At 71.0% G+C, this 13,771-nt stretch carries 16 protein-coding genes and 1 riboswitch; of the genes, 13 read left to right on the top strand and 3 right to left on the bottom strand.

What is annotated here, in order from left to right:
- The first annotated feature begins 60 nt into the window (after positions 1-60).
- From AB0H43_RS10665 to AB0H43_RS10640, 6 genes are read left to right on the top strand one after another with little or no spacing between them, the layout of a single operon-like run.
- Positions 61-645: a TetR/AcrR family transcriptional regulator gene (locus tag AB0H43_RS10665; protein WP_359999019.1), complete on the top strand. Its 585-nt coding sequence runs from the start codon at positions 61-63 to the stop codon at positions 643-645.
- Between the two features lie 2 nt (positions 646-647).
- Positions 648-1,466, top strand: coding sequence for an SDR family NAD(P)-dependent oxidoreductase (locus AB0H43_RS10660; RefSeq protein ID WP_359999018.1), 819 nt, complete (start codon positions 648-650; stop codon positions 1,464-1,466).
- Positions 1,466-2,086 (top strand): hypothetical protein, encoded by a 621-nt coding sequence (locus tag AB0H43_RS10655; RefSeq protein ID WP_359999017.1) that lies wholly within the window; start codon positions 1,466-1,468, stop codon positions 2,084-2,086. The genes AB0H43_RS10660 and AB0H43_RS10655 overlap by 1 nt, the downstream gene beginning before the upstream one ends.
- A gap of 36 nt (positions 2,087-2,122) precedes the next feature.
- Positions 2,123-2,347, top strand: a complete 225-nt coding sequence (locus AB0H43_RS10650; RefSeq protein WP_359999016.1) for a hypothetical protein — start codon at positions 2,123-2,125, stop codon at positions 2,345-2,347.
- A complete protein-coding gene (locus AB0H43_RS10645) occupies positions 2,344-3,117 on the top strand; it encodes a nucleotidyltransferase domain-containing protein (protein WP_359999015.1) in 774 nt (257 codons plus the stop codon). Before AB0H43_RS10650 ends, AB0H43_RS10645 begins: the two co-directional genes overlap by 4 nt.
- Positions 3,118-3,132: 15 nt before the next feature.
- Complete coding sequence (locus AB0H43_RS10640; protein ID WP_359999014.1) at positions 3,133-4,254, top strand: 5'-3' exonuclease; 1,122 nt, start codon at positions 3,133-3,135, stop codon at positions 4,252-4,254.
- Here AB0H43_RS10640 and AB0H43_RS10635 read toward each other — a convergent pair.
- Positions 4,236-4,751 carry a hypothetical protein gene (locus AB0H43_RS10635; RefSeq protein ID WP_359999013.1) on the bottom strand — a complete coding sequence of 172 codons (516 nt, stop codon included), beginning with the start codon at positions 4,749-4,751 and terminating at the stop codon, positions 4,236-4,238. The two genes, AB0H43_RS10640 and AB0H43_RS10635, sit on opposite strands and share 19 nt — an antisense overlap.
- A 27-nt stretch (positions 4,752-4,778) precedes the next feature.
- Complete coding sequence (locus AB0H43_RS10630; RefSeq protein WP_359999012.1) at positions 4,779-5,627, bottom strand: class I SAM-dependent methyltransferase; 849 nt, start codon at positions 5,625-5,627, stop codon at positions 4,779-4,781.
- A gap of 155 nt (positions 5,628-5,782) precedes the next feature.
- Here AB0H43_RS10630 and AB0H43_RS10625 point away from each other — a divergent pair, with 155 nt between their 5' ends.
- Positions 5,783-6,193: a VOC family protein gene (locus tag AB0H43_RS10625; RefSeq protein WP_359999011.1), complete on the top strand. Its 411-nt coding sequence runs from the start codon at positions 5,783-5,785 to the stop codon at positions 6,191-6,193.
- A gap of 104 nt (positions 6,194-6,297) precedes the next feature.
- On the opposite strand, the gene AB0H43_RS10620 is transcribed toward AB0H43_RS10625, so the two are convergent.
- Complete coding sequence (locus AB0H43_RS10620; RefSeq protein WP_359999010.1) at positions 6,298-7,203, bottom strand: LysR family transcriptional regulator; 906 nt, start codon at positions 7,201-7,203, stop codon at positions 6,298-6,300.
- Positions 7,204-7,267: 64 nt separating this feature from the next.
- On the opposite strand from AB0H43_RS10620, the gene AB0H43_RS10615 reads away from it, so the two are divergent.
- From AB0H43_RS10615 to AB0H43_RS10590, 6 genes are all read left to right on the top strand, one after another.
- On the top strand, positions 7,268-7,915 hold the full coding sequence (locus tag AB0H43_RS10615) for a TetR family transcriptional regulator (protein WP_359999009.1): 648 nt from the start codon (positions 7,268-7,270) through the stop codon (positions 7,913-7,915).
- A gap of 8 nt (positions 7,916-7,923) precedes the next feature.
- On the top strand, positions 7,924-8,853 hold the full coding sequence (locus AB0H43_RS10610) for an ABC transporter ATP-binding protein (RefSeq protein WP_359999008.1): 930 nt from the start codon (positions 7,924-7,926) through the stop codon (positions 8,851-8,853).
- A gap of 44 nt (positions 8,854-8,897) precedes the next feature.
- Complete coding sequence (locus tag AB0H43_RS10605) at positions 8,898-10,466, top strand: anibiotic ABC transporter (protein WP_359999007.1); 1,569 nt, start codon at positions 8,898-8,900, stop codon at positions 10,464-10,466.
- Positions 10,467-10,805: 339 nt separating this feature from the next.
- The gene (locus AB0H43_RS10600) at positions 10,806-11,945 is read left to right on the top strand and encodes an epoxide hydrolase family protein (RefSeq protein WP_359999006.1); all 1,140 of its coding nucleotides are present in this window, start codon (positions 10,806-10,808) and stop codon (positions 11,943-11,945) included.
- A 38-nt stretch (positions 11,946-11,983) separates the two neighbouring features.
- Positions 11,984-12,616, top strand: a complete 633-nt coding sequence (locus AB0H43_RS10595) for an RraA family protein (RefSeq protein ID WP_359999005.1) — start codon at positions 11,984-11,986, stop codon at positions 12,614-12,616.
- A 190-nt stretch (positions 12,617-12,806) separates the two neighbouring features.
- Positions 12,807-12,937, top strand: a riboswitch (FMN riboswitch).
- A 73-nt stretch (positions 12,938-13,010) separates the two neighbouring features.
- Positions 13,011-13,709 (top strand): nicotinamide mononucleotide transporter family protein, encoded by a 699-nt coding sequence (locus AB0H43_RS10590; RefSeq protein ID WP_359999004.1) that lies wholly within the window; start codon positions 13,011-13,013, stop codon positions 13,707-13,709.
- Positions 13,710-13,771: the final 62 nt, after the last annotated feature.

Genomic DNA, 13,771 nt, shown 5'->3' with positions numbered 1-13,771 from the left:
TGAGCCGGCTTGAATTTCGAACCGTGACGTCTCGTCTCGATTTACGCTAGCATTGTGATCGTGGAACGCCAACCCGCCCGTCCCGGGCGCAAGCGCAGCGAGGCCAGCCGCCTCGCGATCCTTGCGGCCGCCCTCGATCTGCTGGCCGAGGTCGGCTACGCCGGGCTCACCATCGAGGGCATCGCGGCCCGCTCGGGCGCGGGCAAGCAGACGATCTACCGCTGGTGGCCGTCCAAGGCAGACGTGCTCCTGGACGCCTTGACCACCAAGGCCGAGCTGCACATCCCGATTCCGGACGAGGGCGGCTACCGTGAGGATTTGCGGGCCTTCCTCGTCGCGACCTTCCGGCTCGGCGGGCAGCCGCAGATCGCCGACACCTTGCGGGCATTGATGGCGGAGGCGCAGGTCAACCCGGCGTTCGGCGAGCGCTTCCGGGCGGAGTTCCTCGCCCATCGGCGCGCCGCGCTCCGCCACCTGGTGGACCGGGCACGAGAGCGCGGCGACCTGCCGCCCGGCCTCTCCCCGGATACGGTCCTCGACCTGGTCTTCGGCCTGCTCTGGTACCGCCTGCTCGCCACCCGCCGGCCGTTCGACGACGAGCTGGTCGACGAAATGGTCCACACCCTCGCGAACACGGGAGTCTGACGATGAGCACCATCTTCCTCACCGGCGCCACCGACGGGCTCGGCCGCGCGCTCGCGTACCGGCTCGCGGCCGGCGGCCACGACCTGATCCTGCACGGCCGCGACGCGGCCCGGCTCGACGAGGTCGCCGCCGAGGTCGCGCAGCGTGGGAAGAGTCCCCGGACCGTCGTGGCCGACCTCGCCGATCTCCAGCAGGTACGCCGTCTCGCTGCCGAGGTCCGCGAAGTGGCCGACCGGCTGGACGTGTTCGTGAGCAACGCGGGCATCGGCGGCGGCGAACCCGACGGCGTCGACCGGCGGCTCAGCGCCGACGGCTACGAGCTGCGGTTCGCCGTGAACTACCTGGCCGGGTTCGCGTTGACGGTGGACCTGTTGCCGCTGCTGCGGGCGAGCGCTCCGGCGCGGATCGTCAACGTCGCCTCGCTCGGGCAGTACCCGCTCGACTTCGACGATCTCATGCTCGAGCACGGCTACGACGGCATGCGGGCGTACGCCCAGAGCAAACTCGCTCAGATCATCTCCGGTTTCGAGCTGGCCGACCGCCTGCCCGCCGACGAGGTGACCGTCAACAGCCTGCACCCGGCCACCTACATGCCGACCAAGATGGTGCTGAAGTCGATCGGCCGCTCGGTCGACAGCCTCGACGTCGGCGTGGAGTCGGTTCGGCGGCTCGCGGTCAGCGGGGACCTCGACGGCGTCACTGGACGCTTCTACGACCGCATGCGCGAGGAACGCGCCGCTGATCAGGCGTACGACTTGGGTGCCCGCGCGGAGCTGTGGCGCCGGAGCCTGGAGCTGACCGGCCAGAGCGACCCGTTCTGATGGAGCAGGTCTACTGGATCGGCGGCGGAAGCGGTGGCGGCAAGTCGACGGTGGCCCGCCGCCTGGCCGCCGCCCACGGCCTGCGGTTGTACGCGACCGACGACGTCATGGCCGACCACGCCCAGCGCAGTACGCCCACCACCAGTCCTTATCTGGCGCGGTTCCAGGCGATGGACATGGACGAGCGGTGGCTGCTGCGGTCGCCGGAGACGATGCTCGACACGTTCCACTGGTATCGCGGCGAGGGTTTCGACCTGATCGTCGACGATCTCGCGGCCGATGACGGCGGCGTCGTCGTGGAGGGCTTCCGGCTGCTGCCGCACCTGGTCCGGGCGCAGGTGGCGGATCCGCACCGGGCGGTCTGGCTGCTGCCGACCCCGGAGTTCCGGCGGCGGGCCTTCGAACATCGCGGATCGCTGTGGAGCATCGCGAGCCGCACGAGTGATCCGCCGAGGGCACTGGAGAACCTGCTCGCCCGCGACGCGATGTTCACCGAGCGGGTCCGGGCCGAGGCGGCCGATCTCGGGCTGCGCGTGATCGAGGTGGACGGCGCGGCGAGCGAGGACGACCTCGTCGCGGAGGTCACCGCCTGGTTCGGTCTCCCCACGGCTCAGGCCTGAGGGAGACGTTGATCGGTCCGACGTAGATTGGTCGGCGTGAACCGGCTCAGTCCCTTGCTGCAGAGCGTTCTGCTGTTCCTCCTCGTCGCTCCACTGATCGTGTTCTGGGCCTGGATGCTCGACGACATGCTGCAGAATCCGCTGCTCACCCGCAACGCCCGGACGGCCTGGCTGGCGGCGTTCGTCGGGTTCAACGTGTTCGGCGCGGGTGTGTACTACCTGAGTCTCTATCGTGGGCCCGGCAACCGGAGGCTGCGATGACCCGCGCCGAACTGATCGAGCGGCTGACCGCTTTGCTGCGTGCCGACGGCCGGGTCCAGGCCGCCTGGCTCGGCGGAAGCCTCGGCCGGGGAACGGCGGACCAGTTCAGCGACGTCGACGTCGTCCTCGCGACGGACGACCCGAAGGGGTTCGCCGCCGACTGGGACGCGTTCGCCGACCGCGTCGCCCCCGTCGTCCACCGCCAGCGGATGGCCGACGCGACGACGACGGTCGTCACCCACGTGACCGGGGACTGGCTGCGCTTCGACGTCACCATCACCACTCCCGACCGCGTACGCGGACAGCTGCGCCCGCTGTTCGGTGAGCTCGCGCCGCCCGGCGACGAGCCGGCGTCGCCGGACCCGGCCCGAGTCGAGCACCTGATCCGGGAGTTCCTCCGGGTGCTGGGCCTGCTCCCGGTCGTCCTCGGCCGCAGCGAGTATGCCGTCGGCGCCTCCGGTTCGGCGCTGCTGCGTACGCTGATCCTGCAGGTGATGCTGGAGGACGCCGTCCTGCGGGGCGCCGACCGCGCGGGAGCGCTGCGGCTCAAGGGCGTCCTGCCGGCGGACCGGCTGGCCGCGTACGCCGCCCTGCCGGCGATCGAAGCGACGCGTACGTCGGTGGTGTCGGCGCATCTTGCCTGCTCACGGCTGTTCTTCCCGATCGCGCGGGAGCTGGCCGAACGGACCGGGGCGACCTGGCCGGACGCGATGGAGGAGGCGCTCCGCAAACACCTGCGGCGGGAACTCGGCATCGAGATCGGACCCTGACGCTACTCTGATCGGGTGCCCCCGCCGTCCCCGCCGCCCCCAGCCTCGGGGACTACTGCCTCGGGACCGGCTGCCACGGGGACTGCCGTCTCAGGAACGGCCGCCTCGGGCGCGCAGGCGAAACGGCGGTCGTTGCTGCTCGCCGTCGACGGCAACAGCCTGCTGCACCGGGCGTACCACGCGGCTCCGATCGGCAAGCTCGTCGACGGCGCGGACCGCCCGGTCTGGGCGTTGCACGGGCTCGTGCTCTCGATCGCCCGCGCCGCCGCGAAGATCCGGCCCGACGCGGTGGTGGTCGGCTTCGACTGCCCGCACGAGTCGGCCCGCCGGGTGGTGTACCCCGCCTACAAGGCGCATCGGCCGGACAAGCCCGCCGACCTGACCACGCAGCTGGCGACCGCGCCCGACCTGCTGCGGGCGGCCGGATTGTGCGTGGTCACGCCGACGGCCTACGAGGCGGACGACGTGCTCGCCAGCTCGGCCGAACAGGCTCGTCGCGCCGGCTGGCACTCGATTCTCGTCACCAGCGACCGCGACGCTTTCGCGCTGCTCGACCCCACGACGTCGGTGCTGCGCATCCGCAACGGCGGGTTCGACGAGGCGGTCGTCGTCACCCCGGAGTCCCTCGCCGACGTGTACGGCGTCACACCCGGCCAGTACCGCGACTACGCGGCCCTCCGCGGCGACCCGTCCGACAACCTGCATGGCGTACGCGGTTTCGGCTCGGCCACCGCCGCTCGGCTGCTTGCCGCGTTCGGCAGCGTCGACGCCGCCTGGTCGGCCTGGGACGACGGGAAGGCCGAAGCCGTCCGGGGCGCCGTCGGCGATCGGGCCGCCACAAACTTCGGTACGCCGGAAGCCCGCGAGGTCGTCGACCGGAACCGGCGGATCATGGCGATGAAGCACGACCTGAGCATCCCGGCGCTCGACGGCATCCGCCTGCCGCTGGACCTCGCCGTCATGCGCCGGGCGCTGTCCGGACACGGGATCTCACTCGGCCCTTCGTTGTGGGCGCTGACCGGCCGTGCCGACCCGAACGGCGCGGACTCGGCCGGTGGGACCGCGGCCTTCGTGCCGAACCAGTGGCGGCGGCGCAACCGGCGCGATCCGATCCCCGGTCAGCTCGCGCTCTTCTGAACCGCCGCCTTCTTCGCCCGCGGCTGCTTCGGGGCGGCGCGCTTCTTCGGTGCGACGCCCAACGCCTCCAGATCGGCCGGGGTCAGTACGCGTTTCCCGCTCGGTGCGGCCAGGTGTGGCGGCAACGGCTCGGGTGCCTTCTTCGGCTTCGCCGCTTTCGTCGCTTTGGCGGCTTTGGCTGGTCGCGCCGCCGCCTTGACCCGGTCGGTCTCACCGGCGGCACTGATCAGCTTGCGTACCTTGGGTTCGGTCGCGAGATTCGTCTTGGCCGCCACCTGAGCGGCCGGCATCCCGGCCACGATCAGGTCGGCCAGCGCCCGCCCGCGTTCCCGGCGGATCGCCTCGACCATGCCCTCGAACAGCACCTGCTGATGGGTCAGCTCGACATAGCGCTGCATCGGATCGGGCTCGCTCAAGGCGTACGCGCAGAGGTTGCGCACCATCCCCTCGATCTCGGCGGGAGTGGCGGCGTACCCCTCGGTGGTCGGATCATTCATCGCGACAGATTTTACTGCTCCGGCGCGCTACCGCTCCCGAACCGCCTGCAGCGTGTAGCTCATCGGCACCCGCTCGCGATGCTCGGCCAGCCGCCACTCACCGTGCTCGTCGGAGACCATGCCTTCGAGCAGCGCCTTCCACGGCACGCTGTCGTGCTCTTCGAGCATCGTCAGCCGCATCCCCTCGGCGAGCAGGGCGGACACGATCTCGCCCAGCCCGTGGTTCCAGCTGTGGCTGACGTTGTGCGCGAGCTGCGTCTCCGTCGCCACATAGGTGCCCGGCTCGTCGAAGACCAGCGGCTCCGCGGTCTCGAAGTAGGGGTAGGTCACCTGGATGCCGTCGGTGGTGTGCTCGTTGAGCGCCCAGAGCATCGGATGCCCCTCCCGGAGGAACAGCCGCCCGCCCGGCTTGAGCAGCCGTGCCACCACCGCCGCCCAGCGGCGCACGTCCGGCAGCCAGCACAGCGCGCCGATGCCGGTGAAGACCAGGTCGAACTCCCCGTTGGGAAGGACGTCGGCGGCGGCGTACACGTCGGATTCGACGAAGTCGACCTCGGCCCCGGCGGCCTTGGCCAGCGCGCGGGCCTCGACCAACGCGGCGGGCGAGAAGTCGAGACCGGTCATGCGCGCGCCGAGCCGCGCGAGGGACACGGTGTCGGTGCCGATGTGACACTGCAGGTGTACGCCGCGAAGCCCGGCGATGTCCCCGAGCCGGGGGACGTCGAACCGCACGACCTCCGACAGGTACGCCGGATCCGCGGCGAAGTCGGCGACGTTGTAGTCGGGGGACTGGGCATGGGCCGGGGCGCGTTCGTCCCAGTTCGCGCGGTTGACCGCGATGCTGTCGGCGGGATCGATGTCTACGGGGTTGTTCACGCTGCGAAAGATGGCATGCCCCCTGGACCGGCACAACCGAATTCGCCGAACCCGTTCGGCTGAAGCGCCGGTCGGCTCCGCGACATCGTCCTAGGCTCAGGAACGACGGCGACAGCACACCGCACGTCAGGGCGATCAGCGATCAGGAGGATCCGATGACCACGCGCCTGAACCCGTATCTGAACTTCCCCGGCTCGGCCCGGGAGGCCATGGAGTTCTACCAGGAAGTCCTCGGCGGCGACCTGAAGCTCAACACCTTCGGCGAGTACGGCTCGGACGACGCGGCCACCAAGGACCAGATCATGCACGCCCTGCTGGAGACCCCGGCCGGGTTCACCATCATGGCCTCGGACCTGCCGCCCGGCATGGAACACCAGCCGGGCCAGAACATCTCGATCAGCGTCAGCGGCGAGGACGCAGACGCGCTGCGCGGCTACTGGGAGAAGCTGGCCGCCAAGGGCACGGTGACGATGCAGCTCGAGAAGCAGATGTGGGGCGACGAGTTCGGCATGGTCGTCGACCAGTTCGGCGTGCCCTGGATGATCGACATCGTCCATCCCCAGTAAGAGCGACCCTAGTTGATCTAGGCGAGAAATGGTGGTCCAGGCGACCGTTTCTCGTCTAGATCGATGTTCGCCCCCGCTCTGGGTGCCGACGATGCTGGAGTGCGCTACGCGGGGTCGAGGGCCGTGCGGGCGGTCGAGCGCAGCTCACGGATGAAGGTCCGGACCGCCAGCGACTGCGCCATGGCGGGCGTCGTCACGTACCCGATCTCCCGCCGGGGACGGCACTCGCCCAGATCCTCGACCGCCAGCCCCGGCGGCGCGCCGAGCAGGCTGAGCCGCGGCGCGACGGCCATGCCCATGCCCTGCGCCACCATGGACAACACCACGCTGTCGTCCTGCGCCTTGATCGTCGCGCGCGGCAGCCACTCCCGCCGCGACCACCACTCGCGCGTGTAGGAGCCGCAGTTCTCGTCCCAGTCGATCAACGGCAGGCCGCGCGGCTCCCGGTGGCCCAAGGGGTACGCGAGCGCGTACGGCTCCTCGAACAGGCGGCCCGACAGCAGCCCGGCGGGGATCGTCTGGCTCCCGCCGAGGGTGGCGATGCCGATGTCGGCCCGGCCGTCGGCGACCTCACCGGCGGTGCCCCGGCCGACTTCCCGCACGATCGCCACCTCCGGGCGTACGCCGGGGAGCCGGGCGGTCAGCCGGGCGAGCACCGGCGGCAGCAGGTGCGCGGCCGCACTGCGGAAGGCGGCGATCCGCAGCGGGCCCTCGACGACGCCTGCCGCGGCTCCTCGTGCCTCCGCGCCCAGCGTCTCGAGCAGCCGCAGGATGCGGCGCGCGTGCGCCACCGCGCGTACGCCCGCCGGGGTGGGCCGGGCGCCGTGCCGCCCGCGCTCGAACAGCACCACGCCGATCTTGCGTTCGCAGGCTCGGACGGCGTGAGACACGGCCGGCTGGGTCAGCCCGAGCTGCGCGGCAGCGGCGGTGAAACCGCCGGTGGCCTCGACCGCGACGAGGACACGCAGTTCGCTCGGGGCCAGATCGGCTGCGGGGTCAGCGGTCGCCATGATCCGAACCTACCTTCCGCTACGGCCTCTTGGCGGCTACACGGCCGTGTAGTACGCTATACGCGTGTGTAGCGAACGAGCGCCCGACGATCTGACCGCCCGGGCTCGCATCCGAGACGCCGCCATCCGGCTGTTCGCCGACCGGGGGATCGCCGGGGCGTCCGTCCGCGACATCGCGCAGGAGGCCGGGGTCTCCTCCGGGCTGCTGCGGCACCACTTCGGCTCCAAGGAGGCGTTGCGCGACGCCTGCGACGTCTTCGCGCAGGAGCGAACCGACCAGTTCCGCGAGGAGGTCTTCGCCGGCAAGATCGCCGATCCGGGCTTCCTCGTCAGCCACAGCCCGGAGATGCGGCTGTTGCAGCGCTACCTGGTTCAGTCCATCCGGGACGGCTCACCGGCCGCCACGGCGATGTTCGACCGGATGGTCGACCTCGGCGAGGAGTGGGTCGGCAAGACCGGCGTGCAGACACGCGACGCGCGGGCCTACGGGGCCGCGATCTGCGCGATGCAACTCGGCCTCTTCCTGCTCTCCGATCAACTGTCCCGAGTGCTCGGCGTCGACCTCGCCAGCACCGAGGGCTACGTGCGGCTGAACCACGCCCTCATCGACGTCGCCGCCACCGCCATGTTGTCGCCCGAGCAGGCCGGCTACCTGCACGCGGCGATGGATCGACTGCTCGACACCTCTCCCGAATCCTCTCCGAAGGAGTGACGACCACCATGTCCGACGCGATCACGCACGCGATCCATGTGGAAAGCCTGGTGAAGTCGTTCGGGCGCACGCGCGCGCTGGACGGCCTCGACCTCGCCGTCCGCACGGGCGAGGTGCACGGATTCCTCGGCCCGAACGGCGCCGGGAAGACCACGACCATCCGCATCCTGCTCGGCCTGCTCCGCTCCGACGGCGGCACGGTCCGGCTGCTCGGCGGCGATCCCTGGGCACAGGCCACCGAGCTGCACCGGCGGCTGGCGTACGTGCCCGGCGACGTCACGCTGTGGCCCAACCTGTCCGGCGGGGAGGTCATCGACCTGCTCGGCGACCTGCGCGGCGGGCTCAACAAGCAACGCCGCGCCGAACTGCTCACGGCGTTCGACCTCGACCCCCGCAAGAAGGCCCGCACCTATTCCAAGGGCAACCGGCAGAAGGTGGCCCTCGTCGCGGCACTCGCCTCCGATGTGGAACTGCTCATTCTGGACGAGCCGACGTCCGGCCTCGACCCCCTGATGGAGGAGGTCTTCCGGCAGGTCGTGCGGGCCGAGGTGCAGCGCGGCGGGCGTACCGTCCTGCTGTCGAGCCACATCCTGTCGGAGGTGGAGGCCCTCTGCGACCGGCTCACCATCATCCGCGACGGCCAGGCCGTCGAGACCGGTACGCTCGCCGACCTGCGGCATCTGACGCGTACGGCGATCCGGGCCGACCTCGCGGGGCCGGTCGACGGTCTGGCCACCCTGGCAGGTGTGCACGATCTGCAGGCCCGGGACGGCCACGTGAGCTTCGCTGTGGACAACACCGCCCTGGAGCAGGCGCTGCGCCTGCTCGCCGAGGCCGGCGTACGCGGGCTGGTCAGCCAGCCGCCGACGCTGGAGGAGCTGTTCCTGCGTCACTACGACCGCCCGGCTGCCGTCACGGCCTCGGGAGCGTCGCGATGACGGGCGCGCTCCGGTTGACCAGACTCGCGCTAAGGCGAGACCGTGTGCAGCTGCCGATCTGGATCGTCGGCGCGATGCTGCTCCTGTACGCCGGCGCCGCCGCCGTCAAGGACGAGTTCCCGACGGAGGCCGACGCGGCCACCGCGCTCAAGGGCGCCGTCACGAGCCCGGCCGTCCTGCTGATGCGGGGCATCCCGGTCGGCGTCACGCAGGGCGCGCTCGTCAATTTCCGGAACCTCGCATCCCTGCTCGTGCTCGTGGCGCTGATGAGCACCTTCCTCGTCGTCCGGCATACGCGGCAGAACGAGGAGACCGGCCGGGCGGAGCTGATCGGCTCGGCCGCGATCGGCCGGCACGCCGCCCTGGCCGCCGCGCTGACCCATGCGGTGATCGCGAACGTCCTCATGGGACTCCTTTCCACCCTTGCCCTGCTCGGGGCCGGTCTACCGGCGGCGGGCTCGGTCGCCTGGGGCGCGGCGAGTCTCGTCACCGGGCTGTCGTTCGCCGGGATCGCGGCGCTGGCGGCTCAGGTGTTCAGCACCGCCCGCGCCGCGAACGGGTTCGCCGCCGCGAGCATCGGCGTGGCGTACTTCCTCCGGGGCGTCGGCGACGCGCTCGGCGACATCGGGCCGGACGGGATCAAGGTCACGAGCTCTTGGGTCGCCTGGCTTTCGCCGCTCGGCTGGGGCGAACAAGTCCGGCCCTACGGCGCAGAGCGCTGGTGGGTGCTGATCCTCCCGCTGCTCTTCTTCGCCGTCTGCGCCGCCGGGGCGTACGCCTTGGTGAATCGCCGCGACCTGGGCGCGGGCCTGGTGCCCGCGCGGCTCGGCCCGCCCGCCGCGGCCCCCTCGCTGCTCAGCCCGACCGGCCTGGCCTGGCGACTGCAGCGCGGCACCGTCTTCGGCTGGCTGATCGGCGGTGTCGTGTTCGGCTACGGCATCGGCACCCTCGGCAACACGGTGAACGACGCCTTCGAGGAGAACAAGGGCGTCGCCGACCTCATGGGCCAGCTCGCCGGGGGAGCGTCCGGCGGTCTCGTGGACGTCTTCTACGCGGCCATGATGGCGGTCTTCGGCGTCCTCGCCGCCGGGTTCGCCGTCCAGGTCCTGCTGCGGCTGCGCAGCGAGGAGACGGCCGGCACCGCCGAAGCGGTCCTGGCCACGGCGACCGGCCGGATCCGCTGGGTCGCCTCGCACCTCGTCATCGCGGTCGTGGGCGCCGCGGTTCTGCTGGTCGCGTCGGGACTCGCCATGGGGCTCGGCGACCTGTCGACCGGTGGTCAGACCAGCGTCGGCACCCTCGCCGGGGCCGCCCTCGTCCAGCTGCCGGCCGCGCTGACCGTCGCTGGGTTCGTCGTCCTCGCCTTCGGGGCGCTGCCCCGGATCAGCGTCGCGCTCGCCTGGGCGGGACTGGTTGTGAGCATCGCCTTCGGCATGCTCGGCGACTTGTTCGGCCTGCCACAGGCGGTCCGCGACATCTCGCCGTTCAGCCACGTGCCGGCGGTACCGGTCGCCGACCCCCGGGCGCTGCCCCTCATCGCGCTGGCTGTGGTGGCGGTCGCGCTGACCGTCGGCGGGCTGGCCCTGTTCCGGCGACGGGACTTGACCACCTGACCGGCCGATCGCAGGCCGTCGGCGGCCCGGCGTCGGGGGGCATTCCTCCTCTCCGGCGCCGGGCTGCCGACTCGTCGGCGGCGGGCTGCCTCCTCCACGGCGGCGGCGGGCTGCCTCCTGTCCGGCGGCGGGCTGCCGACTCGTCGGATGGCCTCGGCGCGCGAGTGGATGATCTCCGGAGGCTCAGGTACCTCACCGCGACGCTGTTAGGTACGGGAGATTCCGGAGATCGCGGGCGGCCCGGGCGCGGCGGCCCGGGCGCGGCGGCCCGGGGAGTCCGCGCCGTGCGTTGCCGCATTAGGAATTAACTCGTCCTAATGCCCCCGTAACGTCGGGGTCATGACTGAGACGATCGACATTAAGCCCTTCCGGATCGACATTCCGCAGGCCGAGCTCGACGACTTGGCGTCGCGGCTGGCGGCGACCCGCTGGCCCGACGAGGTGCCCGGCAGCGGTACGGCGTACGGCATGCCCACGGCGGTCGTGCGGCGGCTGGCCGACCACTGGCGCGACGGCTTCGACTGGCGGGCGCAGGAGGCTCGGCTCAACGAGATCCCGCAGTTCACCACGACGGTCGACGGGCAGAACATCCACTTCCTCCACGTACGCTCGGCCGAGCCGGACGCGACGCCGCTGCTGCTGATGCACGGCTGGCCGGGGTCCATCGTGGAGTTCCTGAACGTGATCGGCCCGCTGACCGATCCCCGGTCGCACGGCGGCGATCCGGCGCAGGCGTTCCACGTCGTCGCACCGTCGTTGCCCGGGTACGGCTTCTCCGGTCCGCCGACTGAGCCGGGCTGGGACAGCGCCCGGATCGCCCGGGCGTTCGCGACCTTGATGACCGGCCTCGGCTACGAACGCTGGGGCGCCGCCGGTGGCGACGCGGGCGCACTGGTCGGCCGCGAGCTGGGCATCCTCGCACCGGCCGGGCTCATCGGCGTACATCTGCTGCAGATCTTCGCCTTCCCGTCCGGGGATCCGGCCGAGTTCGACAAGATCTCCGAGGCCGACAAGGCGAGCCTGTCCGGCACGACCGCCGAGTTCCAGAGCAAGGCGGGCTATCAGAAGATCCAGCAGAGCCGGCCGCTGACCCTGGCGTACGGGCTGACCGACTCGCCGGCCGGCCAGCTGGCCTGGAACGCCGAACTCTGGACCGGCTGGGGCGACTTCGCGGACTACCTCGACGTGGACAACTACTTGACCCACGTGAGCATCTACTGGTTCACCAGGACGGGCGGATCGAGCGCCCGGCACTACTACGAGGACGCCCAGAGCGGCGCCGGCTACCGCGAGGAGCCCAACGAGGTGCCGACCGCGGTCGCGGTGTTCCCGCAGGACTTCCGCACGATTCAGACCTTCGCCGGGCGGTCCAACAACATCGTGCGCTACACCGAGTTCGACCGGGGCGGGCACTTCGCGTACACGACCGATCCGGACCTGGTCGTCGCGGACCTGCGGGCGTTCTTCGGCGGTCTCTGACGGTTGCGTACCGTACGTCCGTACTGTTAAATGGGGAGGTGATCGACTTCGCTGACCTCCCCACGACCACCCTGGCCGACCTCCTGGATCGAGCCCAGGTCATGGACATCGGTATCCGGCCGTTGTGGTCGCCGACGCCGCGCATGGCCGGCCCGGCGTACACGGTCCGTTGCCGGCCGGGCGACAACCTGATGCTGCACGCCGCGATCCATCTGGCCGAGCCGGGTTCGGTGATCGTGGTCGAGTCCGGCGACCTCGATTACGCCCTCGCGGGCGGCAACGTCTGCGCCGTCGCCCAGTCGCGGGGGATCGCCGGGTTCGTCCTGGACGGACTGATCCGCGACCTCGCCGAGGTACGCGCGGCGCAGTTCCCGGTCTTCGCCCGCGGGGTCATCCCGATTCCGGGGGCGAAGGCCTGCCCGGAACCGCTGAACGTTCCGGTGTCCTGCGGCGGGGTGACTGTCCACTCCGGCGATGTCGTGGTCGCCGACGAGGAGGGCGTGGTCGTCGTCCCGGCTGCCCGGCGGGACGAGATCGCCGCGCAGGCGACGGCCAAGCTCGCCCAGGAGGCGGCCGAGACATTGGACGACTGGGAATCGGCGCACCGGGCGAAGATCGCCGGCATCCTGCGAACCGCGGGTCGCGAGGAGGCCGCAGCGCTCGCCGGCTAGCGAGCGGGTTCTTCGCGACCTGCGTAATCCGGCATAACGCGGTCTCGCACAGTGTTCCAGGCGGCGTTATCCCGGATAACGGGCGCACAGCCCGGGTCACGTACGCGAAGCCGCCGTCTGCGAATCAGCCCAGCGAAGTGTGTGACCGGCACCCTAGGGAGCGAGCCGCACAAGTGTGATACTGCGCGACAGACGTGCTCCGGGGTCGGTGAAAGTCCGAACCGGCGGTGACAGTCCGCGACCCGGCCGCAGCCAGCGGCCGGTTGACCCGGTGAAACTCCGGGACCGACGGTGAAAGTCCGGACGGGAGGCAGCACGCGACGTACGGGGTCAGCCGTGGGCTGACGCCGTCGTCTCGCGTCCCCCGGGGTCCATAGTGGAAAGGGACCCTGTGATGAGTGTTCTGCACGACCTGTTCGACGCCCAGCTGGCCGTCTTCGGCCAGCACATCCTGTGGCGCGAGGTCATCGGCAACGCGTTCGGCTTCGCCTCGGCGATCGGCGGCCTGCGCCGCCGGGTCTGGGCTTGGCCGGTCGGCATCGCCGGAAATCTCCTGCTGTTCACCGTGTTCTTCGGCGTCGCCTTCGACAATCCGCAGGCGATGACCCTGTTCGGCCAGGCCGGCCGGCAGATCTTCTTCATCGTCACCAGCGTCTACGGCTGGTGGCGGTGGTACAGCGTGTCGCGCGGTCGCGGCGCCACCGGCCCGGCGATCACCCCCCGCTGGGCGACCGCTCGCGAGCGGCTGGCCCTGGTCGCCTTCTGGGTGATCGCGGTCGCCGTCGTCCAGCAGGTCTTCGTCGGATTCGGGGCGGGCTGGCCGGCTCCACGGTGGTACTTCTGGTGCGACGCCTGGATCTTCGTCGGCTCCATGGTCGCCACGTACGCCATGGCGCGGGGCTGGAACGACTTCTGGCTCGCCTGGCTGGCCGTCGACGCGGTCGGCGTACCGCTGCTGATCAAGTCGCACTTCTATCCGTCGGCGGTCCTCTACGTGGTCTACGGGGGACTGGTGGCCTACGGGTTCTCCGTCTGGCTGCGTACGTCGCGGGCGGCGGTCGCCCCGCTCGCCCCGGCGAAGGTGGCCGTGTGAAGATCTTGGCCCCTGGACACAACCTTCGGCGGTGACACCGGGTCGTGTCAGGTAGCCGAGCG

This window comes from Hamadaea sp. NPDC050747, from assembly GCF_040654195.1.
Taxonomy (GTDB): domain Bacteria; phylum Actinomycetota; class Actinomycetes; order Mycobacteriales; family Micromonosporaceae; genus Hamadaea.
This window is presented reverse-complemented; position numbering and strand designations above follow the sequence as displayed.

Excerpts from the sequence above, each read along its gene's own strand:
- AB0H43_RS10590 (WP_359999004.1), top strand. The coding sequence starts at position 13,011 with ATGAGTGTTCTGCACGACCTGTTCGACGCCCAGCTGGCCGTCTTCGGC.
- AB0H43_RS10645 (WP_359999015.1), top strand. The coding sequence starts at position 2,344 with ATGACCCGCGCCGAACTGATCGAGCGGCTGACCGCTTTGCTGCGTGCC.
- AB0H43_RS10655 (WP_359999017.1), top strand. The coding sequence starts at position 1,466 with ATGGAGCAGGTCTACTGGATCGGCGGCGGAAGCGGTGGCGGCAAGTCG.
- AB0H43_RS10625 (WP_359999011.1), top strand. The coding sequence starts at position 5,783 with ATGACCACGCGCCTGAACCCGTATCTGAACTTCCCCGGCTCGGCCCGG.
- AB0H43_RS10610 (WP_359999008.1), top strand. The coding sequence starts at position 7,924 with ATGTCCGACGCGATCACGCACGCGATCCATGTGGAAAGCCTGGTGAAG.
- AB0H43_RS10600 (WP_359999006.1), top strand. The coding sequence starts at position 10,806 with ATGACTGAGACGATCGACATTAAGCCCTTCCGGATCGACATTCCGCAG.
- AB0H43_RS10635 (WP_359999013.1), bottom strand. The coding sequence starts at position 4,751 with ATGAATGATCCGACCACCGAGGGGTACGCCGCCACTCCCGCCGAGATC.
- AB0H43_RS10660 (WP_359999018.1), top strand. The coding sequence starts at position 648 with ATGAGCACCATCTTCCTCACCGGCGCCACCGACGGGCTCGGCCGCGCG.
- AB0H43_RS10620 (WP_359999010.1), bottom strand. The coding sequence starts at position 7,203 with ATGGCGACCGCTGACCCCGCAGCCGATCTGGCCCCGAGCGAACTGCGT.